The sequence below is a fragment of the Mesorhizobium sp. M7A.F.Ca.US.006.04.2.1 genome (genome assembly GCF_004022915.1).
Lineage (GTDB): Bacteria > Pseudomonadota > Alphaproteobacteria > Rhizobiales > Rhizobiaceae > Mesorhizobium > Mesorhizobium ciceri.
Window position 1 is genome coordinate 1 of sequence record NZ_RZQA01001367.1, and the last position, 980, is coordinate 980.

General features: G+C 63.8%; 1 protein-coding gene, 1 pseudogene and 1 riboswitch. The gene and the pseudogene both read right to left on the reverse strand.

Annotated features, from left to right (window positions below):
• Positions 1 to 183: pseudogene (locus EN925_RS37335) on the reverse strand (metal-binding protein); the annotation flags it as partial.
• Between the two features lie 38 nt (positions 184 to 221).
• A riboswitch (cobalamin riboswitch) is annotated at positions 222 to 426 on the reverse strand.
• A gap of 30 nt (positions 427 to 456) precedes the next feature.
• The coding region (locus tag EN925_RS37340; RefSeq protein WP_164894736.1) for a crosslink repair DNA glycosylase YcaQ family protein at positions 457 to 980 on the reverse strand (524 nt) is incomplete at its 5' end.

Genomic DNA, 980 nt, shown 5'->3' on the forward strand with positions numbered 1-980 from the left:
ATCGTCGCCAGCGGCGGCGCGGCGCGTGTCGTCCGTCAGCAACTCGCCGGCGCGGGGATGAGCGTCGGAGCCGGTCTCATTGCGGCAGGAGCCGCAGACGATGATGGTGACGCCGGCCAAGGCATCATCATGGCCGGACGAAATATCCGCTGTGCCAGCCGAAAAACTGCTGTCGTGGTCCAAAGATCGGGCTCCTTGCCCGGAAACCCGCCGGGCGATCGGATTCTACAGTCGCAGACGGCAGGTCTCCTGGCTCGCGAGTCATCGCCTTGGGTAGCCGCCTTCCCGGGAATTCCCAGTGGTTTTCGGCCTTGGCTCTTCGCTTACAGTTGCGGGGACAGCCGCGGATTTGGGATTTTGCCCCGCACCGCATTCCCTCTTAGCCCTTGCCGTTGCGGGCAAGGGACCATCTGGAACCGGATTTAGGCTTTTGCGGGCGGCGGTGTCAACGCGAGCTTACGACACCGCTATGTCGGCCAGCGCCGGCCCCAAATCCCCGGCAGGCGTCACTTCGATGCGTTCGAGCCCGAGCCAACCCTGCATCTGCTTCAATTCCTCGAACAGCTCCGCAGCGGTTTCAGGCGGCGCACCGGGCTCCGCATAGGCTGCATGGACGCGCAGTATGCTGGCCGGGCGATCGGCCTTGAGGTCGACGCGTGCCACGATCCTGTCGCCGAGCAGGAACGGCAGGACATAATAGCCGTATTGCCGCTTGTCGGCCGGCGTGTAGATCTCAATGCGGTAGTGGAAGTCGAACAGCCGCTCTGTGCGCGAGCGTTCGAAGACGACAGGATCGAACGGCGCCAGCAGGGCGCGGGCCTCGATCTTGCGCGGCAGACGCGCGTCTTTATGAAGATAGGCGGGCTTGTCCCAGCCTTCGACGCGCACCGGCAGCAACTCGCCCGTTTCAACCAGTTCCTCCAGCCGGCCTTTCATATCGGCCGGCGACAGGCGGAAATAATCGCACAAATCGCCTGAAG